The sequence below is a fragment of the Halobaculum sp. MBLA0143 genome (genome assembly GCF_041361465.1).
GTDB lineage: Archaea > Halobacteriota > Halobacteria > Halobacteriales > Haloferacaceae > JAHENP01.
This window is the reverse complement of the sequence record NZ_JBGKAC010000001.1, coordinates 1,931,829-1,958,382: the sequence shown is the minus strand read 5'-3', so window position 1 is coordinate 1,958,382 and position 26,554 is coordinate 1,931,829. Positions and strand designations below refer to the sequence as shown.

The 26,554-nt window shown below is 67.3% G+C and carries 25 protein-coding genes and 1 tRNA gene; 18 read left to right on the top strand and 8 right to left on the bottom strand.

Features of this window, described 5'->3' with window-relative positions; translation table 11 throughout:
• The first annotated feature begins 121 nt into the window (after positions 1-121).
• The 10 genes from RYH79_RS10020 (at position 122) to RYH79_RS09975 (ending at position 6,660) form a co-directional block, all read left to right on the top strand.
• The gene (locus RYH79_RS10020) at positions 122-484 is read left to right on the top strand and encodes a 50S ribosomal protein L18e (protein WP_370898687.1); all 363 of its coding nucleotides are present in this window, start codon (positions 122-124) and stop codon (positions 482-484) included.
• A complete protein-coding gene (locus RYH79_RS10015; protein ID WP_370898684.1) occupies positions 481-930 on the top strand; it encodes a 50S ribosomal protein L13 in 450 nt (149 codons plus the stop codon). Before RYH79_RS10020 ends, RYH79_RS10015 begins: the two co-directional genes overlap by 4 nt.
• Positions 924-1,322 (top strand): 30S ribosomal protein S9, encoded by a 399-nt coding sequence (locus RYH79_RS10010; protein WP_370898682.1) that lies wholly within the window; start codon positions 924-926, stop codon positions 1,320-1,322. Before RYH79_RS10015 ends, RYH79_RS10010 begins: the two co-directional genes overlap by 7 nt.
• Positions 1,323-1,334: 12 nt before the next feature.
• Entirely contained in the window at positions 1,335-1,529 is a 195-nt protein-coding gene (locus RYH79_RS10005) for a DNA-directed RNA polymerase subunit N (protein ID WP_370898680.1), read from the top strand.
• Entirely contained in the window at positions 1,526-1,708 is a 183-nt protein-coding gene (locus tag RYH79_RS10000) for a DNA-directed RNA polymerase subunit K (RefSeq protein ID WP_370898678.1), read from the top strand. Before RYH79_RS10005 ends, RYH79_RS10000 begins: the two co-directional genes overlap by 4 nt.
• Positions 1,705-2,913 (top strand): phosphopyruvate hydratase, encoded by a 1,209-nt coding sequence (gene eno / locus RYH79_RS09995; RefSeq protein WP_370898676.1) that lies wholly within the window; start codon positions 1,705-1,707, stop codon positions 2,911-2,913. The genes RYH79_RS10000 and eno overlap by 4 nt, the downstream gene beginning before the upstream one ends.
• A complete protein-coding gene (gene rpsB, locus RYH79_RS09990; protein WP_370898674.1) occupies positions 2,910-3,743 on the top strand; it encodes a 30S ribosomal protein S2 in 834 nt (277 codons plus the stop codon). The genes eno and rpsB overlap by 4 nt, the downstream gene beginning before the upstream one ends.
• A gap of 264 nt (positions 3,744-4,007) precedes the next feature.
• Entirely contained in the window at positions 4,008-4,976 is a 969-nt protein-coding gene (locus RYH79_RS09985) for a sugar phosphate isomerase/epimerase family protein (RefSeq protein ID WP_370898673.1), read from the top strand.
• Positions 4,977-4,978: 2 nt separating this feature from the next.
• Positions 4,979-6,097: a Gfo/Idh/MocA family protein gene (locus tag RYH79_RS09980; protein ID WP_370898671.1), complete on the top strand. Its 1,119-nt coding sequence runs from the start codon at positions 4,979-4,981 to the stop codon at positions 6,095-6,097.
• A 41-nt stretch (positions 6,098-6,138) separates the two neighbouring features.
• Entirely contained in the window at positions 6,139-6,660 is a 522-nt protein-coding gene (locus RYH79_RS09975) for a hypothetical protein (RefSeq protein WP_370898669.1), read from the top strand.
• 1 nt (position 6,661) lies between these two features.
• On the opposite strand, the gene RYH79_RS09970 is transcribed toward RYH79_RS09975, so the two are convergent.
• The 6 genes from RYH79_RS09970 to RYH79_RS09945 all read right to left on the bottom strand — a co-directional run bounded on the left by RYH79_RS09970 (position 6,662) and on the right by RYH79_RS09945 (position 13,582).
• Positions 6,662-7,189: a DUF7974 family protein gene (locus tag RYH79_RS09970; RefSeq protein ID WP_370898667.1), complete on the bottom strand. Its 528-nt coding sequence runs from the start codon at positions 7,187-7,189 to the stop codon at positions 6,662-6,664.
• Positions 7,190-7,198: 9 nt separating this feature from the next.
• On the bottom strand, positions 7,199-8,581 hold the full coding sequence (locus RYH79_RS09965; protein WP_370898665.1) for an ABC transporter ATP-binding protein: 1,383 nt from the start codon (positions 8,579-8,581) through the stop codon (positions 7,199-7,201).
• Positions 8,578-9,672 (bottom strand): ABC transporter ATP-binding protein, encoded by a 1,095-nt coding sequence (locus RYH79_RS09960; protein WP_370898663.1) that lies wholly within the window; start codon positions 9,670-9,672, stop codon positions 8,578-8,580. Before RYH79_RS09960 ends, RYH79_RS09965 begins: the two co-directional genes overlap by 4 nt.
• On the bottom strand, positions 9,672-10,745 hold the full coding sequence (locus RYH79_RS09955; RefSeq protein WP_370898660.1) for an ABC transporter permease: 1,074 nt from the start codon (positions 10,743-10,745) through the stop codon (positions 9,672-9,674). Before RYH79_RS09955 ends, RYH79_RS09960 begins: the two co-directional genes overlap by 1 nt.
• Positions 10,746-10,747: 2 nt before the next feature.
• A complete protein-coding gene (locus tag RYH79_RS09950) occupies positions 10,748-11,698 on the bottom strand; it encodes an ABC transporter permease (protein WP_370898658.1) in 951 nt (316 codons plus the stop codon).
• A 147-nt stretch (positions 11,699-11,845) separates the two neighbouring features.
• Complete coding sequence (locus tag RYH79_RS09945) at positions 11,846-13,582, bottom strand: ABC transporter substrate-binding protein (protein WP_370898656.1); 1,737 nt, start codon at positions 13,580-13,582, stop codon at positions 11,846-11,848.
• Positions 13,583-13,813: 231 nt separating this feature from the next.
• Between RYH79_RS09945 and RYH79_RS09940 the strand changes: the two genes are divergently transcribed.
• The 5 genes from RYH79_RS09940 to RYH79_RS09920 all read left to right on the top strand — a co-directional run bounded on the left by RYH79_RS09940 (position 13,814) and on the right by RYH79_RS09920 (position 20,673).
• Complete coding sequence (locus tag RYH79_RS09940) at positions 13,814-16,051, top strand: CheF family chemotaxis protein (protein ID WP_370898654.1); 2,238 nt, start codon at positions 13,814-13,816, stop codon at positions 16,049-16,051.
• Between the two features lie 115 nt (positions 16,052-16,166).
• A complete protein-coding gene (locus RYH79_RS09935; protein ID WP_370898652.1) occupies positions 16,167-17,549 on the top strand; it encodes an extracellular solute-binding protein in 1,383 nt (460 codons plus the stop codon).
• Between the two features lie 30 nt (positions 17,550-17,579).
• Positions 17,580-18,515 carry a carbohydrate ABC transporter permease gene (locus tag RYH79_RS09930; RefSeq protein WP_370898650.1) on the top strand — a complete coding sequence of 312 codons (936 nt, stop codon included), beginning with the start codon at positions 17,580-17,582 and terminating at the stop codon, positions 18,513-18,515.
• Positions 18,512-19,435 carry a carbohydrate ABC transporter permease gene (locus RYH79_RS09925; RefSeq protein WP_370898648.1) on the top strand — a complete coding sequence of 308 codons (924 nt, stop codon included), beginning with the start codon at positions 18,512-18,514 and terminating at the stop codon, positions 19,433-19,435. The genes RYH79_RS09930 and RYH79_RS09925 overlap by 4 nt, the downstream gene beginning before the upstream one ends.
• The gene (locus RYH79_RS09920; protein ID WP_370898646.1) at positions 19,432-20,673 is read left to right on the top strand and encodes an ABC transporter ATP-binding protein; all 1,242 of its coding nucleotides are present in this window, start codon (positions 19,432-19,434) and stop codon (positions 20,671-20,673) included. The genes RYH79_RS09925 and RYH79_RS09920 overlap by 4 nt, the downstream gene beginning before the upstream one ends.
• Before the next feature lie 75 nt (positions 20,674-20,748).
• Here the strand turns inward: RYH79_RS09920 and RYH79_RS09915 are convergent.
• A tRNA-Glu gene (locus tag RYH79_RS09915) sits at positions 20,749-20,823 on the bottom strand.
• Positions 20,824-20,929: 106 nt separating this feature from the next.
• On the bottom strand, positions 20,930-21,784 hold the full coding sequence (locus RYH79_RS09910) for an isoaspartyl peptidase/L-asparaginase (protein ID WP_370898644.1): 855 nt from the start codon (positions 21,782-21,784) through the stop codon (positions 20,930-20,932).
• 111 nt (positions 21,785-21,895) lie between these two features.
• On the opposite strand from RYH79_RS09910, the gene RYH79_RS09905 reads away from it, so the two are divergent.
• The 3 genes from RYH79_RS09905 (at position 21,896) to icd (ending at position 26,508) form a co-directional block, all read left to right on the top strand.
• Entirely contained in the window at positions 21,896-22,588 is a 693-nt protein-coding gene (locus RYH79_RS09905) for a DUF6338 family protein (RefSeq protein ID WP_370898642.1), read from the top strand.
• A 104-nt stretch (positions 22,589-22,692) separates the two neighbouring features.
• Positions 22,693-25,110, top strand: a complete 2,418-nt coding sequence (locus RYH79_RS09900; RefSeq protein ID WP_370898640.1) for a tetratricopeptide repeat protein — start codon at positions 22,693-22,695, stop codon at positions 25,108-25,110.
• Positions 25,111-25,248: 138 nt separating this feature from the next.
• Positions 25,249-26,508, top strand: a complete 1,260-nt coding sequence (gene icd, locus RYH79_RS09895; protein ID WP_370898638.1) for an isocitrate dehydrogenase (NADP(+)) — start codon at positions 25,249-25,251, stop codon at positions 26,506-26,508.
• Positions 26,509-26,554: the final 46 nt, after the last annotated feature.

Here is a 26,554-nt window from a genome sequence, read left to right as displayed (position 1 = left end):
CATTCTGTGGCACGACCGAACGGGAGAGCCACGGGTGCTCCCTCCTCACACTCCGTTCTCGCAGTCAGTCGCGCTCGTAGCGCGCACCGCCGCCGCAGGCGGCAGCTACGGAGGTCTACCAATGAGTAGCAGCAAGACCAATCCACGACTACAGGATCTCATCGCCGAGCTGAAGTCGGTCGCACGCGAGACCGACGCAGGCATCTGGCGTGACGTGGCAGACCGGCTGGAGAAGCCGCGGGCCACGCACGCGGAGGTCAACCTCGGTCGCATCGATCGGTACGCGGACGCGGAAGGCGACGAGACGGTGATCGTCCCGGGCAAGGTGCTCGGGTCGGGTGTCCTGACGAAGGATGTCACCGTCGCGGCCGTCGACTTCTCCGGCACCGCGGAGACGAAGATCGACCAGGTCGGCGACGCGGTCCGACTTGAGGAAGCGTTGTCGAACAACCCAGAGGGATCGAACGTGCGGGTGATCCGATGAGCGTCGCAGAACTCGACGCGGACGTCGTCGTCGACGCCCGCGACTGTATCCTCGGCCGTGTCGCGTCGAAGGTGGCTCAGCGCGCGCTGGACGGCGAGACCATCGCGGTGGTCAACGCCGAGCGCGCGGTCGTCACCGGCAACGAGGAGTCGACGCTGGAGACGTTCCGGAAGCGTCGGGAGATCGGCTCCGACCGGGGGCCAGCGTACCCGCGGCGTCCGGACGGGATCTTCAAGCGATCGATCCGCGGGATGTTGCCGCACAAGAAGACCCGTGGTCGGGAGGCGTTCTCCCAGGTTCGGGTGTACGTCGGCAACCCGTACGCGGACGACGACGACTTCGAGACGGAGGTGCTGGAGGGCACCTCGTTGGATCGACTGTCGAACATCAACTTCACCACCCTCGGTGCGGTGTCCGAGGACCTGGGAGCCAACGTCACATGGTAACGAACACGTCGGGCAAGAAGAAGACGGCCGTCGCTCGTGCCACCGTTCGGGACGGCGAGGGGCGTGTACGTATCGACTCCACGCCAGTGGAGCTGGTCGAGCCGGAGCAGTCACGGCTGAAGATGCTGGAGCCGTTCCGTGTCGTCGACGACGACCTGCGGGAGGATGTCGACATCGACGTGACGGTGAACGGCGGCGGCTTCTCCGGGCAGGCGGACGCCGCCCGGACGGCCATCGCCCGCGGACTGGTCCAGCACCTGAGCGACGCGGAGCTTCGTGACGCGTTCATGAGCTTCGACCGGTCACTGTTGGTCAACGACGACCGCCAGTCCGAACCGAAGAAGTGGGGCGGCCCCGGCGCACGGGCCCGTTACCAGAAGTCGTACCGCTGAGGTGATCCACCCATGATGATCCCGGTCCGGTGTTTCACGTGCGGCAACGTCATCGGTGACGACTGGGAGGCGTTCAAGGAACGAGCGCGCGAAGGCGAGGAGGACCCCGGCGAGGTGTTGGACGAGCTGGGCGTCGACCGACACTGCTGTCGGCGGATGATGGTCAGCCACACGGACCTCGTCGACGTGGTGAGTCCGTACCAATGAGCGGGAGCCAGCGCTACAACCGGTACGAGAAGGCGCGGATCCTGGGCGCGCGGGCACTCCAGGTGGCGTACGGTGCGCCGGTGCTGGTCGAGACGGATCAGAGTGAGCCCATCCTGATCGCCGCCGAGGAGTACGACGCGGGCGTACTCCCGTTCACCGTCCGACGGGAGGGACAATGACGCTCGTCGAGGCGGTCTCCCTGCGGCGCGTGCTCGACTCTCGGGGGAACCCGACAGTCGAGGCGGACGTGCTGACGGAGGCGGGCGGCTTCGGCCGCGCGGCGGCGCCGTCGGGCGCCTCCACCGGGGAGTACGAGGCGGTCGAGCGGCCGCCGTCGGAGGCGATCGCGGCGGCCCGCCAGCACGCGGTGCCGCGGCTCGTCGGCGAGGTTCACGCCGGCGACCAGCGCGAGGTCGACGCCGCCTTACACGCCGCAGACGGGACGGACGACTTCTCGGAGATCGGTGCCAACAGCGCGGTGGCGATCTCGATGGCGGCCGCGAAGGCGGGCGCCGACACGATCGGGCTCCCGTTGTTCCAACACCTCGGCGGCGCGTTCCGGGGGGCACGCGCCTCCTTCCCGGTGCCGCTGGGCAACGTCGTCGGCGGCGGCGAACACGCCGCCGAGTCGACGGCGATCCAGGAGTTCCTGGCGGCACCCGTCGGGGCGCCGTCGGTCACGGAGGCAGTGTTCGCCAACGCCGAGGTCCACGCGACCGTCGCGGACGTGTTAGACGAGCGTGGGCTGTCGGCGGCGAAAGGCGACGAGGGGGCCTGGGCGCCGCCGGTGGACGACGAGACGGCTTTCGAGATCGTCGACGAGGCGACCGACCGGGTGGCGGACGCGCGCGGGTTCGAGATCGGCTTCGGACTCGACGTGGCGGCCGCGGAGCTGTACGACGCCGACGACGGCGTCTACCGCGCCGGCGACACGGAGCGGACGCCCGAAGAGCAACGCGACTGGATCGCGGGGCTCGCAGACGAGTACGACCTGGTGTACGTGGAAGACCCCCTAGACGAGAACGACTTCGAGGGGTTCGCGGCGCTGACCGAGCAGGTCGGCGACACGCTGGTGTGTGGCGACGACCTGTTCGTGACGAACGTCGACCGACTCGAGCGCGGAATCGAGACGGGGGCGGGCGACAGCATCCTGGTGAAGCCCAACCAGATCGGAACGCTGACGGACGCGTTCGACGCCGTAGAGCGCGCCGGTCGCGCCGGGATGGCCGCCGTCGTCTCTCACCGCTCGGGCGAGACGGAAGACACCACGATCGCACACCTCGCCGTGGCGACCGACGCTCCGTTCGTGAAGACGGGGACGGTCGGGGGCGAGCGAACCGCCAAGCTGAACGAGCTGATCCGCATCGCGGAGGACGCCGTATGAGCAACAGCGAGAACACGACAGACGACCCCGACGCCGACGCCGAGACGGACGCGGCGGCGCCGGAGACGGAGACGGAGGCACAGACCGAGCCGGCCGAGCCGGCCGAGACGGACGTCGACACCGTAGACGCCGCGGACGCGGGCGCCGCCGAGCCGGTGGACGCCGCCGGCGCCGGCGACGCCGACGACCCCGAGGAGGAAGAAGAAGAGACCGGCCCGCGTTTCGACGAGAACGTGATGCCGGACGACGAGGCCGACCTCCTCATCCCGGTGGAGGACTACCTCTCTGCGGGTGTCCACATCGGGACCCAGCAGAAGACCAAGGACATGGAGCGGTTCATCCACCGCGTCCGCGACGACGGGCTGTACGTCCTGGACGTGAGCCAGACGGACGGCCGCATCCGGACGGCGGCGAACTTCCTGGCGGGGTACGACCCCGAGCAGGTGTTGGTCACCTCCTCGCGCCAGTACGGTCGGTTCCCGGCCGAGAAGTTCGCAGACGCCATCGGTGCCCGCGCCCGGACCGGGCGGTTCATCCCGGGGACGCTGACGAACCCGCAGTACGAGGGGTACATCGAGCCGGACGTGTTGGTCGTCACCGACCCCATCGGCGACGCCCAGGCCGTCAAGGAGGCGATCACGGTCGGGATTCCGGTGATCGCCATGTGCGACTCCAACAACCAGGTGTCGAACGTGGACTTGGTCGTCCCGACGAACAACAAGGGGCGACGTGCGCTGTCGGTCGTCTACTGGCTGCTGGCCAACGAGACGCTGGACCGCCGCGGCGCGGAGCCGACGTACGCGCTGGAGGACTTCGAAGCGGACATCTGAACTGCGTCCGATCTTTCTCTCGCGCTACCGGACAGCGACGGCGTCGTCACGCCTCGCGAGTCGGGACTCGTTCGCTCGCGTCCACTCACCAGAGCCGGGGAGAGCCGGCCTCACCGTCCGAGAACCGTGTGGCGAAACGGGCTACTGGAGGCGGAGCTGGTAGCTAGTCGAGACGACCCACGACGACCGGCGCGAACCGACGAGCACTGCCGGAGGTGCTCCGCACGCCAAGGCTTATTCGGTCTGTTGTACAAACCGCACAGCATGGACGTAGGTGTGCTGACAGTGCCGTTGGGCGGACAGCCCCGGGCGGAGGCGTTCGACTACCTCGCGGAGTTGGGTGTCGACGCGGTGGAGTTGGGCGTCGGGGGCTACCCCGGCGAGGACCACGCGGACCGCGAACGGCTGCTGGCGGAGCCGGACGCCCGCGAGCGGCTCCGAGCGGACCTCGACGCGGCGGACCTCCGAGTGTCGGCGTTGGCGACCCACAACAACCCGCTCGCGCCGGACGACGACCGGGCGGCGCGTGCCGACCGGGAGCTCCGAGAGGCGGTGGAGCTCGCGGCGGCACTGGACGTGGGGACGGTGACGTGTTTCTCCGGGCTGCCGGCGGGCGGTCCGGACGACGAGGTGCCCAACTGGATCACGGCGCCGTGGCCGCCGGAACACGCCGAGGCGTTGGAGTACCAGTGGTCCGTCGCGGAGGCGTACTGGACCGACCTCGCGGCTCACGCCGACGCCCACGGTGTCGACCTGGCGATCGAGATGCACCCCAACATGCTCGTGTACGAGCCGCACGGACTGTTGGAGCTGCGCGAGGTGACGAACGACCGCGTCGGGGCGAACTTCGACCCCAGCCACCTCTACTGGCAGGGGGTGGACGTGCCGACGGCGATCCGACTGCTGGGCGAGCGGGACGCGATCCACCACGTCCACGCGAAAGACACCGCCGTCTACGACGCCAACGCCCGCGAGAAGGGGCTGCTCGACACGACGGACTACACCGACGAGGCCGAGCGGTCGTGGCTGTTCCGCACCGTCGGCTACGGCCACGACGAGTCACACTGGAAGGAGGTGGTGTCGACGCTCCGGATGGTCGGCTACGACGGCGCACTCTCCATCGAACACGAGGATGGCCTCACCTCCTCGCGGGAGGGGTTGGAGAAGGCCGTCGACCTGTTGGACCGGGCCGTCTTCGAGACGACGCCGGGTGACGCCTACTGGGCGGAGTGACCATGTCGGAGCAACCGCTACGGGTGGGGCTGCTGGGCTACCGGTTCATGGGCGAGGCGCACACGAACGCCTTGGACAGGCTGGAGACGTTCTTCCCGGACGCGCCGGCGACGGAGAAGGCCGTCTTGATCGGACGCGACGAGACGGCGCTCGCGTCGGCCGCCGACAGACTCGGCTTCGCCGAGACGGCGACGGACTGGCGCGAGGTCGTCGCGGACGTGGACGTCTTCTACAACCTCGGGCCGAACCACCTCCACGTCGAGCCGTCGGTCGCGGCCTTGGAGGCGGGCACACACGTCCTGTGTGAGAAGCCGTTGGCGCCCGGCCTCGACGGCGCCGAGCGGATGCGTGCGGCGGCGGCCGAGGGGGACGCCGTCGCCGGCGTCGCGTTCAACTACCGGTTCGTCCCGGCGATCCAGTACGCCCGTGGGTTGATCGACGACGGCGAGATCGGGGAGATCCGACACGTCAGGGGGCGGTACCTCCAGGACTGGCTGTCGGACCCGGAGGCGCCGTGGTCCTGGCGGACGGACGCGGAGTCTGCCGGCTCCGGCGCACTGGGCGACTTGGGGGCACACACGCTCGATCTCGCGCGGTTCCTCGTCGGCGACGCCGCCGGCGACGTGACACGCGTCTCCGGGCACCTCCAGACGTTCACCGACGAGCGTCCCGTCGAGGGGACCGACGAGACCCGGGCCGTCACGGTCGACGACGCCTACACCGCACAGGTCGCCTTCGAGAACGGCGCCACGGGGACGTTCGAGGCGTCTCGCGTCGCCGAGGGTCACAAGAACGACCACACGGTCGCCGTCCACGGGAGCGAGGGGAGCCTGGAGTTCTCCCTGGAGCGGCTGAACGAACTCCAGGTGAAGACGGACGGCCGGGGGTACGAGACGGTGCTCGTCACCGACGAGTCGGACCCGTACGTCGACCACTGGTGGCCGCCGGGCCACGTCCTCGGCTGGGAGCACACGTTCGTCCACGAGAACTACGAGTTCCTCTCTGCAGTCGCGGCCGGGGAGTCGTTCACCCCCTCGTTCGACGACGGCTACGCCGTGCAACGGCTGTTGGACGCCGTCGCCCGGAGCGACGAGACGGGCGCGTGGGTCGATCTCGGCTGACTGGCCGAAACCGTCATGTCGCCCGCCGTCCGGTGGTCCGTGTGGACGACACCGACACCGAGGCCGACGGCGGTGACGCCGAGGCGGCGGCCGACACCGAAGCGGCGGCCGACACGGAGATCGACCCCGCGGAACTCCCGACGCTCGTCGCGGACAACGGACTCACGCGGTTGTTCGCCAACCGAGTGCGCGCACAGGTGCTCGTCGCGTTGTCGTACGCCGACGAGCCGCTGACCCCCGCCGAGATCGCGTCGGCTGTCGGCGTCGCCGACAGCACCGTCTACGAGGCGTTGGAGCCGTTGTCGGCGTTCGACATCTTCGAGACGACGGAGGCAGGTGGAGAGACGACCGAGGGAGAGGCGTCCGGAGACGCGACAGCCGGGGACGAGGCGTCCGGAGACGCGACAGCCGGGGACGAGGCGTCCGGAGACTCGACGGCCGGGGACGGGTCGTTCGCCGACACGACGACCACACGGTACGCGCTCGCGGCCGACGACGAACTCGTCGCGGCCGTCGAGCGGGTGGCACGGCTCGCCACGGAGCGACGCTACCCCGCGGAGTGAGTCACTCCAGCCGGACGGTCGTCTCGGCGGTCAGCCCCACGGCCTCCGGGTCGGCGACGTTGATCGCGGTCGACAGCGTGTACGTACCCACGCCGGCCGGCTCCCACTCCGTGTGGGAGACCCGAAACTGCCCGTCCCACGTCCGGGTGAACTGTTTGCGCTCCCCCCGGTCGAACAGGAGCCGTCCGGGTTCGGCGGCGGGCGTCTCGGGGTCGTGTGTCGCCTCCCGGTGGCCGTCGACGGCCCAGTGCCAGGCGAGCCGAGAGACGGTCTCGACGGAGACGGGCACCGGCGACGGGTTGTGGAGTTCGACGGCGAACGGCACCGGCTCGCCGGCGGGCACGGCGGTCGGGGCGTCGATCCGCACCCGGAGCATCCGGGCACGGACGGTCGCCGGGAAGAGCGCTCGGGTGACTCGCTCGACCGGGACGGTCCGGGCCGCACGCGGGCGGGCCTCCTCGCGTTCCCCGGGCGCGAACGGGTCGTCGTCGTCGCGGTCCACGGCGTCGGAGTCGTAGATTCGTCGCATCGGTCTGGGTCAGTCGTCACCCGCCTGTCGGTCGTTCACCCGTTCGTCGCTCGTCTGTCGCGGGGCGATCTCCGGCGAGGGGTCGGCGTGTTCCGGATCGAACAGGTGACAGGACGCTCGACCCCCGTCGATCTCGCGTAGTTCCGGCTCGGCGGTCGTACACGGGGACGCGAACGTCTCGGCGACGTCCGTCTCCGCCGCCCCCGGCGCCGCCTCGACGGCCGCCGACACCGCCGTAGACAACGCCCGCTCCGCCTCCGGGTCCGACAGCGTCTCCGGCACGTCGTACTCCGCTCTGACGGCAGCCGCCAGATCCGGCGCGTCTCCCGACGACACCAGCGACTCGGCGGTGTCGAAGTCCACCCCGCCGCCGTCGATCCGTTCGACCAGGTCCAACACGGCCCGCCACTCCGGCTGCTCCAGTTCGAACGCCTCCGGCTGGATCACCCGTGGACACCGCGTGTGGAACTTGCAGCCGGACGGTGGGTCGATGGGCGAGGGGACACTCCCCTCCAGGATGATTCGGTCGCCCACCCAGCCCGGGTCCGGCTCCGGTATGGCAGACAGCAACGCCTCCGTGTACGGGTGCTGTGGCGGGGTGAACAGTTCGTCCGGGCTCGCCAGCTCCGCGACCTCGCCGAGGTACATGACGGCGATCCGATCGGAGACGTGTTCCACCACGCTCAGGTCGTGGGCGATGAACAGGTACGACAGCCCGAACTCCGCCTGGAGGTCGTCCAGGAGGTTGAGGATCTGCGCCTGGACGGACACGTCCAGCGCCGACACCGGCTCGTCACAGACGATGAACTCCGGATCCACCGCCAGCGCGCGGGCGATCCCGATGCGCTGGAGCTGGCCCCCCGAGAACTCGTTGGGGTAACGGTTGGCGTGACTCGCCGACAGCCCCACTCGTTCCAACAGCTCCTTGATCCGTTCGTCGCGGGAGGTGCCGGACTCCAGGCCGTGGATGTCCAACGCCTCGCCGATGATGTCGTTGATCGTGAGCCGGGGGTTGAGACTGGACTGTGGGTTCTGGAACACGACCTGCATCTCCTTGCGGAGCTCGCGCAGCTCCTGGCCGTCCAGTCCGGTGATGTCGCGGCCGCGGTAGTAGACGCGCCCCGCCGTCGGCTCGTGGAGCTGGAGAATCGTCCGTCCGACGGTGCTCTTCCCGCAGCCGGACTCCCCGACCAGCCCCATCGTCTCCCCCTCGTAGATCTCGAAGGAGACGCCGTCGACCGCCTTCACCTTCGCCGTCCGCCCCAGCAGTCGGTCGAGGAAGCCGCTGTCGGAGTCGTAGTACTTCTTCAGGTTCTCCACCCGCAACAACGGCTCCTCGCCCGGTCGACGACCGCCGTCGGCGGCGCCTGCCGTCGACCCGTTCTGGCTCACCGTCCCACCCCCTCGTCGTCGGCTGGGCGACCGCCGTCGGCCGCGGTAGCGTCGTCTTCGTGGTCGACCGTCACCGTGTAGTCCAGTTCACCCCGGAGCTCCCCGGTGTGGGCCAGACAGGCGGCCGACCGCTGGCCGTGGTCGCTCGCGTCCGCCGGCTCCCCGGTGTCGACGTCGACGAGCCGCGGCTCCCGTCGGGTGCAGGCCTCCTCCGCGTACGGACACCGGGGGTGGAAGTTACAGCCGGAGGGGAGCTCGATCAGGTCCGGCATCCGGCCGGGGATCGTCTGGAGCCGGTCGCGCTCGTCGCCGATCCGCGGGATCGAACTCATCAGCCCCACGGTGTACGGGTGTTGTGGGTCGTAGTACACCTCCTCGACCGGGGCCATCTCCACGGGGTGGCCGGCGTACATCACCATCAGTCGGTCGCAGAACTCCGCGACGACGCCCAGATCGTGGGTGATGAGCTGGATCGCGGTGTCGAACTCCTCGGTCACCGTCTCCAGGAGGTCGAGGATCTGCGCCTCGATCGTCACGTCGAGTGCGGTCGTCGGCTCGTCGGCGATGATGAGGTCCGGGTCACACGACAGCGCCATCGCCACGACCGCGCGTTGTTGCATCCCGCCGGAGAACTGGTGTGGGTAGTCGGAGTAGCGCTCGACGGGGTCGGGGATGCCGACCTGTTCCAACAGCTCTACCGTCCGATCCCGGGCGGCGTCGTCGTCGTACCCCATGTGGAGCCGGATCGCCTCGGCGATCTGTTCGCCGACGGTGTAAGCGGGGTTCAGCGCCGTCTCGGCGTCCTGGAAGATCATCGATATCTCGTCGCCCCGGACCTCCCGCATCTCCTCGCGGGAGAGATCCAGCAGTTCGCGCCCCTTGAACCGGATCGAGCCGGACTCGATCACGCCCGGCTCGTCGATCAGCCGCATCACGGCCAGGCTCGTGACTGACTTGCCCGCGCCGCTCTCCCCGACGACACCGAACCGTTCGCCAGCCTCGATCTGGTACGAGAGGTTCTGTGTCGCCTTCACGACGCCGTCTTCCGTGTAGAACCTGACGTTCAGGTCTTCGACTTCCAGCATCGCCATCAGCGGAACCCCCCGGAGCCGGTCTTGTCACCCTGTGGGTCGAAGGCGTCCCGGACGCCGTCGCCCACGAGGTTGATCGCCATCACGAACAGGAAGATGGCGAGCCCCGGGAACACCCCGGCCCACCACTGGCCGCGGGCGATGGAGTCCTGCTCGACGTTCAGCATGACCCCCCACTCGGCGGTGGCGGGCGACAGTCCCAGTCCGATGAACCCCAGGGCGGCCGCGGTGAGGACGGTCGTCCCGACGGACAGCGTCGCCTGGACGATCACCGGGGCCATCGCGTTCGGCAGAATGTGCCTGAGGATCACGGATCGGTCCCGGGCCCCCAGCGCCCGCGCGGCGGTGACGTACTCGTTCTGTTTCACGCTCAACACCTCCCCGCGGACGATCCGGGCGTACGACAGCCAGCCGACCGCGACGAGCGCGAACACCAACTCCCAGTACCCTCGCCCGAGGATGGCGATCACCGCGATCGCCAGCACGATGAACGGGAACGCGTACAGCATGTCGACGAGCCGCATGATCGCGCTGTCGACGTAGCCGCCGTAGTAGCCGGCGATGGCGCCCAACGGAACACCGATGAGTAGGGCGACGGCGACTGCGATGAACCCCAGCGAGATGCTCCACCGCCCGCCGAAGATCACCCGCGAGAGGATGTCGCGGCCGGCCCAGTCCGTCCCCATCAGGTGGAGCCCCAGCGGCTCGTCGTTGCCGAAGCTGTCGAGCGACGGCGGCGTGTGGCCGGTCAGGATGTCCTGCTCGGCGGGGTTGGCCGGCGCCAGCGAGAACGGCTGGACCGTCTGGCCGGCCAACACCGGCAGCTCCGACGGGAGGCCGATCGGTCGGGCGAACACCGCCAGGAACACCATCAGCCCGATGACGGCGGCGCCGAACAGGGCGAGTCGGTTGCGCTTGAACCGACGCCAGGCGTAGTACCACCGGCCGTGACCGGCCTCCTCCCGGAACGACGGCGTCCACGAGGAGATGTCGTCCCGCTCCAGCACTCTGTTCACGTCGAACCCCTCGACGGTGATGCGTCCGCGTTCGGTCGATTGCTCTCTGGTAGCCATTGTCAGTACCTGATCCGTGGGTCGAGATACGCGTACAGTACGTCCGCGAGCAGGTTGGCGAGGATCACGGAGACACCGATCAACAACACGACTGCCTGGATCACCGGGAAGTCACGGTTACCGACCCGGTTGACCAACAGCCGGCCGAGTCCGGGGTACGCGAAGACGATCTCCACGACGACGGAGCCGCTGACGATGAACGCGATCTGGATCGCCGCGACGGTGACGACGGAGATCAGCGAGTTCCGCAGGACGTGTTTCGTCACGACCGTCCGCTCCGGGAGTCCCTTCGCGCGGGCCGTCCGGACGTAGTCTTTGTCCATCTCTTCCACCATCGACGACCGCATCAGCCGCATCAGGAGTGCGGTGGAGCCGGTGCCGATGGCCAACGCCGGCAGAATCGTGTACGACAGCATCGCCGGGCTGAACAACCCCTTCTCCGTCGGCGGCAGGATGGAGAAGATATCCAGCCAGTTGCCGAACACCAGGATCAGGAGCAGCCCGAGCCAGAAGTTCGGCATGGCGATCCCGACGAGCGCGAACACTCGGGAGAACTGGTCGACGAGCGTGTTCCGGTAGTAGGCGGCCGCGACACCCGCGGGGATGGCGGTGAGTACCGCGACGCCGAACGCCATCGTCCCCATCACGAGGGTGAACGGCAGCCGGTCGACGATCTCGGCGGCCACCGGCCGTCGCGTGATGATCGACCGGCCGAAGTCGAACTGTGCGGCGTCCGTCACCCAGTTGACGTACTGGAGCCACACCGGATCGTCCAGGCCGTACTGTGCGCGGATCTCCGCTTTCGTCTCCGGGTCCAGGTCGGTGAACAACGTGACGAAGTCGATGGGGTCGCCGGGGATGAGGTGGACCATCCCGAACGTGATCGCGGTGATCCCCAACAACAACGGGATCGTGAGTAGCGTTCGCTTCAGGACGTACCGTTGCAGACTCATCGTGTTTGTGTATCGGTAGTGTGTGACACGGTGTGTATCGTTCGGATGGGTCGGTCGTGGTCGCTGTGTTCGTCGTCGCTCCGCCGTTTGCGTGTGTCGGCGGCGAACACGTCCCGCCGCCGACCGATCAGTGCGCGCCGCGTCCGCTCACTGCGGTGGGTAGGTCACCTGGTCCAGGTGTGGGCTGTACAGCGTGTCGTAGCGGTTGCTGGAGTTGGGGTGTGGCTGCCAGTTGTTCACGTCGTCGACGGCGTCCGGGTTCACCACGTCGAGCTTCTCGGCGGTCCACATGTTCGCCATCGGGAGATCGTCGGCGACGAGCTCCTGGATGTCGTCGTAGATCGGCCGGCGCGCCTCCGTGCCGACGGTGGTCTGGCCCTCCTCGATCAGCGAGTCCATCTCCTCGCTCTCGTAGAGGTTCCAGTTGAACCCGTCCGGGACGTGGTTGTACGAGGCGAGCAGCCCCTCGACGTGGCCGTTGGGGTCGGAGCCGCCCGTCCAGCCGATGCCGACCACGTCCGACGACTGGGCGGCCCCCTCCGGGTCCAACAGGAACGGCACGAGGTCGTCGAACGCCCGCACCTCCAGTTCTGCCGACAGCACCTCCGTGTCGTCGAACGCCTGTTGGATCACCTCCATCCACCGCTCCCGGGTGCGGTTGACGTTCGTGATGAGCGACATCTGGAACGGGGTCTCGACCCCCTCCTCGTCCAACGCCTCCTGGATGAGCGAGACCGCCTCTCCCTTGTCTTCGGCGACGTACTCTTGGATCAGCTCCTGTTCGCGCTCGGCGTCGAAGAACGCACCCAGTCCGGGGCTGACCGGGCCGGCGAGTCCCGTGGCTCGCCCGCCGAAGATCGCCTCGATGATCTCCGCCCGTGGGATCAGCTTCGTCAGTCCCCGCCGGAACTTGTTGTTGCCGTACGGCGACACCTCGACGGGGTAGGTGACGAAGTCGTAGCCGACGGCGCTGTCGGCGACGACCGTCCCGGTCTGACTCTCCCACTGCTGGAGCTCGAACGGGGCGGCGTTGTCGATCATCCCGAGCTCCCCGTTGGCCATCGCCTCCTCCTGGGTGACCTGCTCCGTGATGACACGGACCGTCACCTGGTCCCACGGCGCAGTCGTCGGGTAGTCGTCCCCGTCGTACCAGTAGTCCTCGTACGGGGTGAACACGACGCGGTCCTCCGGCGAGAACGTGTCGAGCAGGAACGGCCCGGTGCCGATCGACTCCTCCGTGAACGCGAAGTCGTCTTCTCCGGGACTCGTCGACACCCCGTCCACGTCGTTCGGCAGGATCGGCACCGCCGAGAGGTTCGTGAGGTACGGCGCGTGTGGGTCCGGCGCCTCCAGTTCGATCTCGTAGTCGCCGAGCACGTTCGTGGAGTCGAACCAAGACACGTCGGAGCCGTTGGTCGTTCCACGGGTCCGTTCCAACGAGAACGCCACGTCTTCGGCCGTCATCTCCTTGCCGGTGTGGAAGGTGACGCCCTCCCGGATCTGGAACGTGTACGTCGAGCCGTCGACGCTCCAGTCCGTCGCCAGCTCCCCCCGGAACTCCGAGAGGTCGAACAACGGCGCGACCAGCGTCTCGTATGAGAACGCGCCGATGGTGGAGTTGGAGGTGGCGTCCGTGATGACCGTCGGGTCGAACGTTCCGGGGTTCGCCGCCGCGGAGGCGACGAACTCCCCAGTCTGGACGTCCGACGGGTCGACCTCCTCGTCCGTCTGTGTGTCCGTCTCTCCCCCACCCGACTCCGACTCCGTCTCGGTCTCTTCGCCGCCCTGCCCGGCACAGCCGGCCAACCCGACTACCGTCCCGCTGCCCATCGCGGCCAGCACCCGTCGTCGTGTGCTCCGTTCGTGTTCGTCAGATCGTGACATGGTAACGTACTGCGCGTCGAGCCTAATAAAACGTATCGCCTGCTCAAGGCCTGAAACAAAAAGACCACGAGATTTTAGACAAAGACTATAAATACAGATACTTGACGCAGAGCCGTTCCGCCGGTCGAACTGTACGAAGCCGGTTCGGTCGCGTCGGCGTAGCGACCGACCTCCCGCCGGCGGGACTCGTTTCGTAGACGTTAATATTAGGCAGCGAAACAGTCTGGTAGAATGTCGATACGGGAGACGGAGCCGTTGCCGGCGCCGGTCGTCGTGTCGCTGTACCGTGGCGCCGTCGCCGTCGGCGGCGCGGCGCCGGCGGCGGTGTTGTGTGGCGCCCGTCTCGGTCTCGGGCCGGCGGCGCTGCGGCACCTCCACGAGGGGTGGGTGGACTGGGCGGCCGGTCGTCTTCGCGTCCCCGCCGGCGAGCCGTGTGCCTGTCGGGACTGCTGTGAGACGGCTCGTGAGGCCGCCGCCGAGACGGACGAGTCCGCGCTGTCGGTCCTGTCCGACCGGTGTTGGGAGCCGCCACACGGCGGCCGGACGGTGTCGTTCGGCTGGTCCCGGCGACTGACGGCGGTCCTCGCCCACACGCTGGACAGACGGCGAGACCGCGAGTACACTCACGAGGGCCGGCCGTTCGAGCGCGGGCTCGCGGCCGCCGCCGACGCCGCCGCCGGCGTCGACCCCGCGGGCGTAGACCCCCGCCGGCTCCGCGCGACGGCCGCGGCCTTCTTCGCCCGAGTCGGCGCCGAGCGAGCGACGCTCGCGGCGCTCGTCGGCACGGACGACGACACTGCCCGCGCGTTCGTCCGCCGCCACGGGACGGCGGCCGCGGACGCGCTGGCGGCCCGGTGTGGCGACTCACGGACGGACGGGCTCGACCCCGACCGGTTCCCGTCGGTCGCCGACCCGACGCCGCTGCCCGACGAACCGTTCGACCCGCGAGCCTTCGACGCCGCGTGGCGCGCGGAGCGCGCCGCCGGCGGCGACGGCCGCCGGCTGTCGAACCCCCGGCCGTCGGACGTACCGCCGGAGACGGACTACGACTCGGCGCGTCACGGCCCGGTGTACCGTGACTACGACGACCACGTCCGTCGGACGGACGCCGGTCCGGTGTCGACGCTGCCGACGCGACTCCGTGCCGAGGACGACACCACGGACAGCACCGCAGGCGACGCGATGGATAGCGCCAGGGACGACACCACGGACAGCACCGCAGGCGACGCGATGGATAGCGCCAGGGACGACACCACGGACAGCACCGTAGAGGACACCACGGACATCACCGTGGAGGACACCACGGACAACACCCCAGGCGACACGACGAACGGCGCTGGGGACGACGCCGACGACCCCGCGGCCGACAGCACGACTCGGGGGACGACGACGCCCACGTCGCCACCGACGAGGCTGGACGAGACGGACGACCCGGACGAGCCGACGGCGACGAGCGACGAGTCGCCGGGTGATGGGGCGGAGTCGACGACGGGTGCCGACGGCCCGGGGGGCGCCGGAACAGACTCACCCGCGGAGACCACAGGGCCTCGGCTCGGTCCGGACGCCGGCGAGGCGTCGGCGGCGCCCCGGAACCGCGCGACGGAGCCGATCCGACTGACGGAGTCCGTCCGAGTCGCGGTCGCGGGGCTGAACGGCGGCCAGCCGACGGACGCCCGGGTCGTCCTCGGCGCCGACGAGGTGGTCGTCGCCGCAGACGAGACGGTGACGATCCCGCTGTCCGCCGTCGTGGACGTGGCCGTCGACTACGTCCCCGACGGGATGGACGACGTGTTCGACGACACCGTCGCGGTCGCGTACCGCCGGGACGGCCGTCGTCGGCTCGCCGTCGGCGAGTTCCCCGGTCGCCGCCAGGTCGACGCCGCCGACGCGTTGTTCGAGGCGCTGCTGGCCGACGAGACCGTACTCGTCACTCACCCCGCCCGGATCGGTGGCCGTGTGACGGACGAACGCCCGCGCCCCTGTACGGTCGTCCCCGAGGGGCGACGGCTCGCGTTCCACGCCGACGGCGAACCGGTGACGACCATCCACCCGACGGAACTGGTCCACGCCGAGCGGGGCCGCCAACGGGTCGCCGACGGCGGCGACACCCGGAAGGCGGTGAAGGTCCGCCACCACGACGGCGGCGACACCGTGACGACGGAGTTCGGCGCCGCCGACGACCGACTGTTCCGGGTGCTCGAACGCCGGATCACCCACGACTACCGCCGGCGAGAGGAACGTCTCCGGGACCTGGACCTCTCCGAGGCGGAGACGGAGACGCTCGTCGCGCTGTACTCGGCCGGCGACGAGATGGACGTCGGGATGCTGTTGGACGTGGACCCGGAGGGTGTCGGACAGATTCTGGAGTCGCTCTCGGCGAGAGGGCTGGTCGACGTGGAAGACGACCCCGGACTGACCGCGATGGGGGAGACGGTAGTGTCCGAGCGGCTGGACGACGTGAACGACTGACCACGCTGCCGTCACGCGCTCCACTCACCGCGGCCCGACCCCGGTCTCCGCCCGTCCTGTTCGTACGAGCTACGGCCAGTTTTTTAAATCTACGTGCTATTACGACGGTATCCCGATGGCAGACGAAACGCGGGAGTTTCCACGGCGCACAGTCGTATCGGCAGTCGGCGCGGGAGCAGTCGGCGGTCTGGCAGGCTGTCTCGGTGGCGACTCCGGCGGCAGTGTCGACGAGTCGGCACCGACGATCACTCACGAACGGTTCGGCAAGGGTGAGACACCGCTCACGTACCAGACGAGCACGTTCTACACACCGATCGAAGAACAGAGCGACCAACCGGCGGCGGCGCCGGCGCTGAAAGAACAACACGAGGCGTGGGCGGAGAACCACCCCGACTACCGGATCGACGTCAAGTACCCGGCGTTCGGGCAGTGGAAGAACAACCTCCTGACGAGTGCCGCCGAAGGGAACGCCCCGGACGGGTCGACACTCGACTCGAAGTGGGTGGCGGACTTCTACGAGTACCTCCAACCGCTGAACGACTACGTCGACGACATCGACGACTTCTTCCCGTTCGTCAGGGAGACCGCGGTGCGGGACGGCGACCTGTTGGCGGCCTGGAAGTACACGGGGTGTCGGTGTCTCTACTACCGACAGGACGTCCTCGACACGTACAACGACGGTGACCCGCCGACGACGTGGGAGGAACTGTTGACCGTCGGCCAGGAGATCGACGCAGGCGAGGAGATGGACGCGTTCATGTTCCCGACGTCGTCGGCGCTCACGAACCTCCCGTACTTCTGGAGTGCGGGCGGTGAACTGCTCGACGACTCGGGTGCGCCGGTGTTGGGTGAGGACGCGAACCGGCAGGCACTCGTCGACGCGCTGTCGTTCGTCCGTGATCTCGTCGACACGGGTGTCACCCCCCAGCGCGTCGCGAGTATCGAGGAAGTGGAGTTCCTCCCACGAGAGGGTCGTGCCGGCAACCTCGCGATGTTCGTCGGCAACAACGACCAGATCGAACGGAACATCAAGAACCCTATCGAGGCCGACGACGGGGTCCCCGACGACCGGTGGGAACGGTGGAAGGTCGCCAAGATCCCACGCCCGGCCGACGGGGAACACACGACCGGCGTCGGTGGGTGGACCGAGGGGACGTTCCGCAGCAGCGACGACGGGGCCGCGGACGCGATGAAGTCGTTCATCGCGAAGTTCGTCGAACCGGAGTCGATGGGGCGGTACTGTGAGTCGGCGGCGCTGCTGCCGACCCGCGAGTCGGTGTTCGACGACGAGGAGCTGTACGACCCCGACACCCCGTACCAGGATCGGTTCCGAGAGTTCCTCCAAGACGGGGTCGCTCGTCCGCCACGACCGATCTACAGCACCATCGCCTCCGAGTACGTGATCGCCATCGAGAACGTCGTAACCGACCAGGCCGACCCCGAGTCGGCGGCCGAGACGATGATCACCAACGTCGCCGACGAGTACGATGCCAGCTAACACGACGGGACCGACTGCTCGACACCACAGATGACGGGGATCGATCCGACGACAGACGGCTCGTCTTCCCGCCTCCGGGCCGTGGGACGCCGACTGCTGGACCACCCAGTGCCGTGGCTCGCCCCGGCGCTGGTGTTGCTCGGGGTGTTCCAACTGTACCCGATGGTGGAGGCCGTGTCGATGAGCTTCACCAACGAGAGCCTCGTCACCACGGACACGGAGTTCGTCGGGATCGAACAGTACGCCCGACTCGTGACCGACCCCGAGTTCTGGGCGATGCTGCGGGTGACGGCGATCTACGCGTTCTCGAGTGTCGTGCTCCACGTCCTGTTCGGACTGGTGCTCGCGCTGGCCATCGACTACGGGGTCCGGCGCGGGCTCCGTGGGCACCTCACGACCCGCGTGTCGGTGTTGCTCGCGTGGATCGTCCCCGGGATCATCATCGGACTCGTCTGGAAGGTGATGCTCGTCGAGAGCGAGCTCGGCGCGATGAACTACTTCTTGGGGCTGGTCGGGATCGGGCCGGTGCCGTTCCGGTCCGACCCGACGCTGGCGTTGGTGTCGACAATCGTCGCGGGAACGTGGCGAGGCACGGCCTTCTCGATGATCATGATCTACGGCGGGCTCCAACGGGTCCCACAACGACTGTACGAGGCCGCCCGTGTCGACGGCGCCGGACGGTGGGACCGGTTCCGCCACGTCACGCTCCCGCAGCTGAAGTCCGTGTTGTTCGTGACGGTCGTGTTGGTGACGATCTACGCGCTCAACACGTTCGACCTGATCTTCGCCCTGACCGGTGGCGGTCCCGGCCGGTCGACACAGGTGTTGGCTCTGTTCATGTACCAGGAGGCGTTTCAGGACAACGCGCTCGGCCGCGGAGCGTCGATCGCGGTCGTGATGTTGGTCGCGAACCTCGCGCTCACCGCGGTGTACCTCTACGCCTTCGACATCTCGGAGGAGATATGACGACCGACGAACCCAAATCCGACGGCGGGACATCCGTCACGACCCGACACGGACAGCCCACGGGCCGACTCAGACGACTCACCGAGACGGTCACGACTCCGACGGTCGTCGACGCCGCGGTGTACACCCTGTACGCCGTCGCGATCGTCTTCTTCGTGTTCCCGGCGTTCTGGGTGGTGTCCGCGAGTCTCCGACAGGAGGGTGGGCTGTTCAGCTCCCCGTTCCGGTTGTTCCCCGCGGAGGTCTCGCTGACGGCCTACCAACAGGTGATCGACGCCGGGGTGGCGACGTGGCTGCTGAACTCGACGATAGTCACGGTCTTCGGTGTCGGCGGGATCTTGGTCGTCTCCGTGCCGGCAGCGTACGCCTTCTCCCGGTTCGAGTTCCGGGGCCGGCGTGGGCTGCTCGGGATCGTGTTGTTGTTCCAGATGATCTCCCCGGTGATCATCATCGTCCCGTTGTACACGGTGATGTCGACGCTGGGGCTGCTCCGGACCCGTGCCGGACTCGTGTTGTTGTACGTCGGGATCCAGACGCCCTTCTCCATCTGGCTGTTGAAGGGGTACTTCGACACGGTTCCGGTGGAGTTGGACTACGCCGCCCGGATCGACGGCTGCAATCGACTCCAGACGCTCCGGTACGTGTTGTTGCGCCCGGTCGCTCCGGGGATCGCGGTCGTCGGCATCTTCAACACCGTGTTGACGTGGTCGGAGTTCGTCCTCGCGTTCACGGTGTTGCGGAGCGAGAGCCGGCTCCACACCATCTCGATCGGCGTCTACAAGTTCCAGGGCCAGTACGGCAACGACTGGCGTGCCATCGCGGCCGCGAGCGTGATCGGGATGCTCCCGTTGATCCTCGTCTTCCTCGGACTGCAGCGGTACTTCGTGAAAGGACTCGTCGAAGGATCACTCAAAGGATGACAGACGACTACAGACGTGGCGCCGAACGGACACGCCACCGCGAATCTCCGCGCAACGCCGAACAGACAGACGACCGGGCGACGACAGACGGCGGTCAAGCCCGTCGTCGGTCGGAGACCGGGGTGCCGCTCGAACTGACGGACGTGACGAAGACGTACGGTGACTCCGCGACGGCGGTCGAGGACCTCTCCCTGTCGCTCCGTGACGGCGAACTGTTGGTTCTCGTCGGTCCGTCCGGCTGTGGGAAGTCGACCACACTCCGGATGATCGCCGGGTTAGAGGAGCCGACGAGCGGAGACGTCCGGATCGACGGCCAGTCCGTGCTCGGACTCGAACCAGAGGCGCGCAACACCGCGATGGTGTTCCAGAACTACGCGCTGTACCCACACATGACGGCTCGCCAGAACATCGGGTTCGGCCTGCGGATGACGACGAACCTCTCCGACGAGGAGATCGCCGCCGAGGTGGAGTCGGTCGCCGACACGCTCGACGTGACCGAGCTACTCGACGACACTCCAGACTCGATGTCCGGCGGTCAACAACAACGCGTCGCACTCGGACGGGCGATCGTCCGCGACCCGTCGGTGTTCCTGTTGGACGAGCCGTTGTCGAACCTGGACGCGACCCTCCGGGCCCGGATGCGGACGGAGATCCAACAGCTCCAACGCGACCTGGGCGTGACGACCGTCTACGTCACGCACGACCAGACGGAGGCGATGACGATGGGTGACCGGGTGGCCGTGTTGTTGGACGGCGAGATCCAACAGGTCGCGCCGCCGATGGACTGTTACCACGAACCCACGAACCTGTTCGTCGCGCAGTTCGTCGGTGAGCCCTCGATGAACACGCTCTCGATGCGCGCCGAGCGCGACGGGTTCGCCGGACCGGTCGACTACCCCGCCGTCGAGCCACTCGTGGACGCTGCCGACGGCTTCGACCGAGTGACGGTCGGTGCCCGGCCGGAGGATGTCGTCGTCACCGAGACGGGTGACACGAGAACGACACTGCCTGCGACGGTGGACGTCACCGAACCGGTCGGAGAACGCTCGTTCGTCCACGCGACGCTGGACGGCGGACCGAGCGTCACGGCTGCCGTCGACGGAGGCGCCGACGTGAGGGAACGCGACCGAATCGGGCTCCGACTCCCGCCGGATCGGCTCCACCTGTTCGACACCGACTCCGGCGAGGCGATCCACCACCCCGACCGCGAGTCGGCGGTGGAGTTCGACCTCGCCTGAACCCGGCAGTCACGACCGCTCGGACTGTCGGGAACTCCACACGGTGACGGGACTCGCGAGTCGATTCGAGAGAACTGCTCCGGCCGGGATTCGAACCCAGGTCATTGCCTCGAGAGGGCAATATGATTGGCCGGACTACACTACCGGAGCGCGCATCAATCGGTAACGGTGTCACACTCAAAACGGTGTCGTTTCGCCGTCGCCGTGGTGCGGTCTCACAGTCCCTCGCCCACACGGTCGTCGCCCCGTTCGCCCGTCACTCCGTGGCGACGCTCGTCTGCATCCCTTCGGAGTTGAACGCCGAGCCGGCGCCGGCCTCATCCAACACGATGACCCCTGCCGACGACCCCGTAATCTCGCCGAACTCCTGGATGGCGCGGTCTGCGGCCGCCTGGGCGTCCAACCCGGACTCCAGGTGCCGCACGGCACGCCGCGTCAGCGTCGCCTTGGCGATGTCCTCGCCGGCGCCGGTGGCCGAGGCTCCACCGGCCGGCGCGGCGAAGAACCCCGAACCCAGCTGTGGCACGTCGCCGACGCGCCCGGCGAGGGCGAACGTCCGGCCGCCGGTGGAGGTGGCGGCGGCGAACCCGTCGGTCTCGGGGTCGTGTGCCACGGCGCCGACCGTGTCGTGGCCGCCGAACCGCTCGTCCAGCCAGTCGAGGTGGTCGCGCGGGCCGCCGGTCGGCGGGTCTGCGTCCTCGTAGTCGGCCCGCGCCTCCTCCGTCAGGAGGTCCACGTCCGTCTCGACTCCGTAGTCGGCCGCGAGCTCGCGGCCCGGCTCCCCGGCCACGAGAACGTGTGGCGTCTCCTCCATCACCACCCGCGCGGCGGCGACGGCGTCGCGCACGCCCGCGAGGGAGGCGACGGCCCCGACCGCGCGGTCGTCCGTGGCGATTCCGGCGTCCGTCCGGACGACGCCGTCCGACTGCACCGCGCCGCCGTAGCCCGCGTTGAACCGGTCGTCCGCCTCCAACAGTTCGACGGCGTCGACGACCGCGTCGACTGCCGTCTCCGCCGCCGCGCCCGTCGCCGCCGCGTCGTCTAAGGCTGCCTGTCTGGGCTCCGGTTCGTCGGGAACGCCGCCCGCGCCGCCGTGACAGATGACTCGCACACCCGAACTTGGGGCAGGCCGGGGGGTTAACGAGTCGGGAACCGGAACGGAGTGAGTGGACGGCGGTATCGAACCGTGAGTGTTAAAATGATAGTCAACATCGTCGGTCGCATGGCGGCAGCCGTCGCACAGACCGGCGTCTCGCTGGGCCGACAGCTGTTCTTCTTCCTATTCTTGCTCGTGCCGGGCTACTTCGCGGTGCGGGCGTACTACTGGGCGAACGTCGCACTGGAGAACGACGGCCGGGTGAACCGACTCGTGTCGATGGCCGTCGGGGGGTTCCTGTCGCTGGCGGCCGTGGCGCTGTGGCGAGAACTCGTGCCGACGGTTCGGTTCGCCCCGCTCGCGTTCCTGTCGCCGGAGTGGTTCGTCGTAGACCGCGAACTGGCCGTTCAGACGATTTCGCGGCTGTCGGTTCTGGAGTCGGTGAACCTGATTGCGTCGCAGGTCGTCGTCGCGGTGCTCGGGGGGTACGCCTGCGGGCTGGCGAAGCGTCGTCTGTTCGAGGGCCGACGCGGTGGCTCCCGTCGCACACGACCCTGGGAGCGACTCGTCGACAGCCTCGGGCCCGGAGACACGGTCGAACTGCTGACGACGGACGGGAGTCGCGTCGTCGGCGAGGTTGCGGCGTTCGACTCACGGCCTGGCGACGACGACATCCTACTCGGGAACGTCCGGCGGTCTGATCGAGCCCCCGACCTCCGTCGGCCGCGAGGCTCCGGACTCACACGCGTCTCCCGCGAGAACGTCGCCCGGCTGTCGGTGCGGCGACCCAGCGGCGACGACGAGGAGTCCGGTGCGTGAACGCGGTACGGGAGGGTCTGCCGGTCGTTGCGCTGCGACGACGCCACCACGTCGCTCCGGGGCACCGGCGGTATCTTTTTGCCGGCTAGTACGGTAACGAGTGCATGGACCTCGCCAGTGTCGTCTCCGGGGTCTTGCGGTTCCTCACGACGACCGCCGGGGTCGTCACCTCGCTCGGTGTGGGTGGACTTCTCGCCGCGACCGCGTCGAAGACGGTGCGGAAACGGCTCTTCGGGAGCGGGCTCGACAGGTTCGCCAGACGGCTCTACCGGCGTCGCCGTGTGCCGGATACACTCGCGGCGGCGCTGATGGATGGCGACCCCGTGGACGTGACGGATCACGGCTTCACCTGGCTGCCGCCCGAGCGGTTCACCGACGACTCGGATGTCGACCCGGAGGCGTGCTGGCGACGGGAGTTCCGCTTCGCCGAGATCCACCGCGGATTCGCCGCGGATCGCGTGTCGCCCGATCAAGAGTCGGGCTCGCTCACGACGGAGTTGGTCGAGAAGCTACGTGATGGGGGCGCACGGGTCGTTCTCGGCGCTCCGGGGGCGGGTAAGTCCACGCTCGTCCGTCAGGTGGCAGAGCAGTGGCGGATGGGTGAGGACGGTGAGGAGGGCGTCGGTCGCGTGCTCTACCGCGACCGCGGCAGCGGCGCGCAGATCACCGACACCGACGAACTCGCCGCGGCGATTCGTCGGACTCCAGAGCCGGTGTTGGTGATCGTCTCGGACGCGACACGACGGCCACACCTCCCCGTGTTCACGCTGCTGGACGAGTTCGCGGACGACGAGGAGGTGAGTTTCCTGTTCGACTCCCGCGAGACGGAGTGGGACGACGGGATCACCGAGACGGCGCGGAGGCTTGCCGACGACGACACTGACGCGGACATGGTCGCGCCCGACAGTAATCGCTGGGGGGATATTATCGCTGCAAAGAACAATCTCGACACGGTTTCGCTGGGCGGGCTGACAGCGACCGAGACGGAGTGGGTGATCGACAGCTTCGAGCGGGCGACTGGGCAGTCGGTGCGGATGGACCCCGAGAGGATTCACGACCGGATCACCGACGACAATCAGGCGAGCGCGATGCTGTTGCTGTCGTACTTCTTTCCCGTTGGCCATCCTGTGGTAGATTGGAGTAACTCGGAGTTTTCGTTGGAGAGGCATGTTGCGGAGGTGTATAACGACGTAACTCCCGATGGCCCAGAGACAGGTCTATCGGCGGCCGATCGGCTTCGCCGTCAGACCGCAATCGGAGTGAACGTTCTGAACGCAGCCGGGTTCACGGTGCGAGAGCAATCACTGCTCGGGTTGGCCAGTAATGTGGAAGAACAAAACGAAGTGACTAGATTACTAGGAGGCGATATGGATGAAAAAGTTGTTTTTAGCCGCGATGGTAACTCGTTCGGGACGAACCACGAGTTGTGGTCAGAGCTGTTTCTGGTTCGACTGGCAAAGGATGCAGTTGGTCGACAGTCCTTTGAGAACTGTCTAAACGAGTTGTCAGTCGACCCGTACGACGAGTCTCGAGGACAATTCCTGCTCGAGATATTCGAGATTGGTGCGCGACGGCCTAAGCTGACACCACTGTTCGGGAAGACTGAGGAGTCCGGCATCAACCCACCGGACTCGTGGAGCCGTCAGCGGCTTGCGAATCTGCGTGGATTGATGAAACTTAATTCCGGGGAGTTAGACGACGCGACAGATGAAAACGAGTTCGTTCTGGAGAAGACTGAGGACGACAGCATGGAAGCAGCGGCTCTCGGGAATCTTGGTTTAATTGAAAAAAGAAGAGGGAATTTAAATAAAGCAGAAAAGTATCATAAAAAAAGTTTGGAACTAAAAGATGAACTGAACGACATCGCTGGTCGTGCAACGAGTTTTCACAATCTTGGATCAGTAGCTCTACGACAAAAAAATTACCAGAATGCAAAAAAGTACTATGAGAAAAGTAGAAACATGTTTGAGGAAATAAATCACAGATCCGGTCTGGCAGCGTGTTCCGAGAACCTCGGACTAATCGCACGTAACCAAGAAAACTACGCGATTGCAAAGAAATACCACAAAAAAAGCCTAAAGCTAAAAAAAGAGCTAGACGATGCAGCCGGCCGGGCAACAACTCTCAACAATCTTGGACTAATAGCGCAGAACAAACGAATATACTCTGAAGCAAGAGAATATTACAAAGAAAGCCTAGAACTATCAAGGGGATTAGGAGACACAGTTGGCCAAGCAAAGAGTCTCAACAATCTTGGAGTACTTGCCGAGGAAACGGACGACTGGGACGACGCGAGAGAGAAGTTCGAGGACGCGGCGGCGATAAACGACAAGATTGACGACTTCAGAGAGTTCCTGAAGACAGACCGCAACGCGATCCGTGCTCACCGCGAACTCGGCAACAACACCGAAGCACTCCGCCGCGCCCACGAGTCACTTGAACGAATCGAAAAGTCCGATCTTGATGAATTGGACGGTCACCGCCAGTTCCGCGAAGACGTAATCGACGACCTCACAGACTGACCCCCCACCACCGCTCCCCGCAAATCTCACGCCAACCACACCCTGACCACACGTCACACAGTCGCACAACCGGGCTCACACCGCCGAACGCGGAGAACGGCAGGCATTTACCAGCCCCACGGAAAATCCGACGTGTCTATGAGCTACGAGCACATCGAGGCCCCGGAGACGGGTTCGAAGATCACGCTCGCCGACGAGGAGACGGGTGAACTGAACGTCCCCGACGACCCGATCGTGCCGATTCTCTACGGCGACGGGACGGGCGAGGACGTGGGGCCGGCCGCAGAGGAGGTTCTGAGCGCCGCGGCAGAGGCGACCGGCCGCGAGATCAACTGGATGCGGGTGTACGCGGGCGAGACGGCCCGGGAGAAGTACGACGAGAATCTGCCAACGGAGACGGTAGAGGCGATCCGCGAGCACCGCGTCGCGCTGAAGGGGCCGCTGACGACGCCGGTCGGCTCCGGCTTCCGGTCGCTGAACGTCGCCTTACGCCAGACGCTGGACATGTACGCCAACGTCCGGCCGACCTACTACCTCGACGGCGTCTCCTCGCCCGTGAAGGCACCCGAGGAGATGGACATGGTGACGTTCCGCGAGAACACGGAAGACGTCTACTCCGGGATCGAGTTCGAGGAGGGGACCGAGGAAGTCGAACGGGTCCGCGAGTTCATCGAAGACGAGATGGGGTACGACTCCATCCACGAGGGCCCGGTCGGGATCGGGATCAAGCCGATCACGGAGTTCGGGACGAAGCGGCTCGTCCGCGAGGCCATCGACTACGCCCTGGAGAACGACCGCGACTCCGTCACCCTGGTCCACAAGGGGAACATCATGAAGTTCACCGAAGGGCAGTTCCGCGACTGGGGCTACGAGGTCGCCCGCGAGGAGTACGGCGAGAACGTCATCACGGAGGACACGCTGTGGGAGGAGCGCGACGGCGAGGCGCCCGAGGACGCCGTCGTCGTCAACGACCGGATCGCGGACAACATGCTCCAACAGCTGTTGACCCGGACGGACCAGTACGACGTACTGGCGATGCCGAACCTGAACGGGGACTACCTCTCTGACGCCGCCGGCGCACAGATCGGCGGGCTCGGGATCGCACCGGGCGCCAACTTCGGCCACGGTCGCGTGCTGGCGGAGCCGGTCCACGGCTCGGCGCCGAAGTACGCCGGCGAGGACAAGGTGAACCCCTCGGCGATCATCCTCTCGGGCCGGATCATGCTGGAGTACATGGGCTGGGACGACGCCGCCGAACTCGTGCGTGACGCCGTCGAAGAACAGATCGTCTCCGGGCGCGTCACCTACGACTTAGAGCGCCAGCGCGAGGACGCCACGAAGCTGGGCACCTCGCAGTTTGCCACGGAAGTCGCCGAACGCATCGAAGAGCTGGCCTGATCGCCCGGTTTCGTTCCTCGTTCCGGTGCGAAACCATCGGTTAGTT

Bases quoted from the DNA above. Each gene is read 5' to 3' on its own strand.
- rpsB (WP_370898674.1), top strand. From the start codon at position 2,910: ATGAGCAACAGCGAGAACACGACAGACGACCCCGACGCCGACGCCGAG.
- RYH79_RS09985 (WP_370898673.1), top strand. From the start codon at position 4,008: ATGGACGTAGGTGTGCTGACAGTGCCGTTGGGCGGACAGCCCCGGGCG.
- RYH79_RS09905 (WP_370898642.1), top strand. From the start codon at position 21,896: ATGGCGGCAGCCGTCGCACAGACCGGCGTCTCGCTGGGCCGACAGCTG.
- RYH79_RS09920 (WP_370898646.1), top strand. From the start codon at position 19,432: ATGACAGACGACTACAGACGTGGCGCCGAACGGACACGCCACCGCGAA.
- RYH79_RS10015 (WP_370898684.1), top strand. From the start codon at position 481: ATGAGCGTCGCAGAACTCGACGCGGACGTCGTCGTCGACGCCCGCGAC.
- RYH79_RS09980 (WP_370898671.1), top strand. From the start codon at position 4,979: ATGTCGGAGCAACCGCTACGGGTGGGGCTGCTGGGCTACCGGTTCATG.
- RYH79_RS09925 (WP_370898648.1), top strand. From the start codon at position 18,512: ATGACGACCGACGAACCCAAATCCGACGGCGGGACATCCGTCACGACC.
- RYH79_RS10020 (WP_370898687.1), top strand. From the start codon at position 122: ATGAGTAGCAGCAAGACCAATCCACGACTACAGGATCTCATCGCCGAG.
- RYH79_RS10005 (WP_370898680.1), top strand. From the start codon at position 1,335: ATGATGATCCCGGTCCGGTGTTTCACGTGCGGCAACGTCATCGGTGAC.
- RYH79_RS09950 (WP_370898658.1), bottom strand. From the start codon at position 11,698: ATGAGTCTGCAACGGTACGTCCTGAAGCGAACGCTACTCACGATCCCG.
- RYH79_RS09970 (WP_370898667.1), bottom strand. From the start codon at position 7,189: ATGCGACGAATCTACGACTCCGACGCCGTGGACCGCGACGACGACGAC.
- RYH79_RS09935 (WP_370898652.1), top strand. From the start codon at position 16,167: ATGGCAGACGAAACGCGGGAGTTTCCACGGCGCACAGTCGTATCGGCA.
- RYH79_RS09900 (WP_370898640.1), top strand. From the start codon at position 22,693: ATGGACCTCGCCAGTGTCGTCTCCGGGGTCTTGCGGTTCCTCACGACG.
- eno (WP_370898676.1), top strand. From the start codon at position 1,705: ATGACGCTCGTCGAGGCGGTCTCCCTGCGGCGCGTGCTCGACTCTCGG.
- RYH79_RS09945 (WP_370898656.1), bottom strand. From the start codon at position 13,582: ATGTCACGATCTGACGAACACGAACGGAGCACACGACGACGGGTGCTG.
- RYH79_RS10010 (WP_370898682.1), top strand. From the start codon at position 924: ATGGTAACGAACACGTCGGGCAAGAAGAAGACGGCCGTCGCTCGTGCC.
- RYH79_RS09955 (WP_370898660.1), bottom strand. From the start codon at position 10,745: ATGGCTACCAGAGAGCAATCGACCGAACGCGGACGCATCACCGTCGAG.
- icd (WP_370898638.1), top strand. From the start codon at position 25,249: ATGAGCTACGAGCACATCGAGGCCCCGGAGACGGGTTCGAAGATCACG.
- RYH79_RS09940 (WP_370898654.1), top strand. From the start codon at position 13,814: ATGTCGATACGGGAGACGGAGCCGTTGCCGGCGCCGGTCGTCGTGTCG.
- RYH79_RS10000 (WP_370898678.1), top strand. From the start codon at position 1,526: ATGAGCGGGAGCCAGCGCTACAACCGGTACGAGAAGGCGCGGATCCTG.
- RYH79_RS09960 (WP_370898663.1), bottom strand. From the start codon at position 9,672: ATGGCGATGCTGGAAGTCGAAGACCTGAACGTCAGGTTCTACACGGAA.
- RYH79_RS09930 (WP_370898650.1), top strand. From the start codon at position 17,580: ATGACGGGGATCGATCCGACGACAGACGGCTCGTCTTCCCGCCTCCGG.